Origin of the sequence: Edaphobacter aggregans DSM 19364 (assembly GCF_000745965.1) — a bacterium.
Classification (GTDB): domain Bacteria; phylum Acidobacteriota; class Terriglobia; order Terriglobales; family Acidobacteriaceae; genus Edaphobacter; species Edaphobacter aggregans.
The window spans coordinates 1-1,682 of the sequence record NZ_JQKI01000316.1 but is presented as its reverse complement, the minus strand read 5'-3'; the positions used below and the strand labels follow the sequence as shown (position 1 = coordinate 1,682).

The following is a 1,682-nucleotide window of genomic DNA, read 5'->3' as shown; positions in this document are numbered from 1 at the left end:
GCACGAGTACGCGGTGGACACCAAATCAGGCCAATACAAGTCGCTGCTTAACACCCTCCGTACAAGCGTCACCCACACGGTTCTGGATGGATCGTGGGCAATACGGAAGTAATCATTGTCTTTGTAGTGCACGAAAAACGGGGTTTTGAGAAAGTTCCCAGCAAGTTACCGAAATGGCGACGCAGGCACAACGGGACAGTTTCCGGATAGCCGGTCATCCAGATCCTGAGGCGCGTTTGCGTGCTATCGCCCGTTTTCGCGAAACAAAAAATGAAAGGTCTGATGGCTTCAGATTAAGAGATCGCCAATCTTATTTTGCCTCGAACTCCCTGCCTCGAGAGAGTTGTGGAACATCGATGTTTTGAAATCTGAACGGCAGCCCTTGGTCGTGAAAAAGCTGTTGCCCCGACTGAAGTTGATAATGCAAGTGTGGACCGAATGCGTCTCCCGAGTTTCCCAGCCTTCCAAGTACCTGGCCGGCGGCGACCCGTTCGCCTACCTTGACCCTGACTGAGCCTTGTTGCATGTGCGCCAATACGCTGTATTCGGAGTTGCCATGGTCGATGATGACGCAATTTCCGTAATACGCCATAACCGGATCATGTAGTGCCGTGTACCAATTGATGTCAGGGGCGTTTCCCGGGTGCGGGTTGTCGGGTACATCATTGCGTGCGTAAGTCACGGTTCCAGCCGCGGGCGCTAGGATCTCGCGGCCCCAGCCCGCAGCCGACGCGTTCTCGTCGGCATCGTTTTTCTGTTCTGCATAGTTATCATCCAAGCCACGTAGGTCTACAGCAAAGTCAGAGCCATAGACGCCGCCATGGCCGCCGCCATGGCCGCCGTTCGTGACCCAGTCCTGCCCAACAACGCCCTTACCACGAAAGGGAAGGATGAGCAATGTCTTCTGTTGGTAGTATCGAATCGGAATCCGCAATACTCGTTGCGCCCGACGACCCTTCGCATCTGCGACTGTTACCCGGATATCGGCGGAGTCAATCGCCAGCGCTTGGGGACAGCGCAAGTAAAAGTGAAGGTCAAATGCTTCGGGCAGCGTAAACATTCGCCTAGGGGACGCGACCGGAGTATCCGGCAAGATCCGATAGTTCACCCCCTTAATCTTCGCCACCAGTTCGGTCGTCCACTCCTGCCGCTCGACCGTAGATCGGCCATTTGAGAGTTCCACGCTGGCGGAGATCGGGGTGAGCGCGCACTCAGTGGAACAAATCACGGCAATATCGAACACGAATGATGACGTTTTGGTATTTCCTGGATCGTCTACTTTGTAAACAATTGCCGGGACGACCTGCAGATGGAAGTCGGGCTGGCTGGCCCATGAAGGTTGGACGGCGAATAAGCACGCTGGCACAACTAAAAGCAGCGGAACTCGATTCAATGCAACTCCTAACAATGTGCTACAGGGCATGTCACGGGGATTGTTAAGACGTCTTTGCATGGCATGCGTTAGCTCGAACGGTCACCAGCTCCTGTTTTGGGCACAATTCCCGGTTTGTCGGCAACTCGGTAACAATTCCACCGATTCATAGTTCCCCAAAACGGGGATTTCGGCAAGTTCGACCCGCCGAACCCCTGGTGCCGAAGCAGTACTCGACCGGCGGCAGGGCGAAGCTGGCCGGCGTCAGTAAGCGAGGCAACCGTTACCTGCGCAAGATCTTCATCCATGG

1 protein-coding gene and 1 pseudogene are annotated in these 1,682 nt (G+C 54.9%); one reads left to right on the top strand and one right to left on the bottom strand.

Features of this window, described 5'->3' with window-relative positions; all coding sequences use genetic code 11:
* Nucleotides 1-310 precede the first annotated feature (310 nt).
* Nucleotides 311-1,393 (bottom strand): M23 family metallopeptidase, encoded by a 1,083-nt coding sequence (locus Q363_RS37170; RefSeq protein WP_169747218.1) that lies wholly within the window; start codon nucleotides 1,391-1,393, stop codon nucleotides 311-313.
* 194 nt (nucleotides 1,394-1,587) lie between these two features.
* On the opposite strand from Q363_RS37170, the pseudogene Q363_RS39705 reads away from it, so the two are divergent.
* A pseudogene (locus Q363_RS39705) lies at nucleotides 1,588-1,682 on the top strand (transposase); the annotation flags it as partial.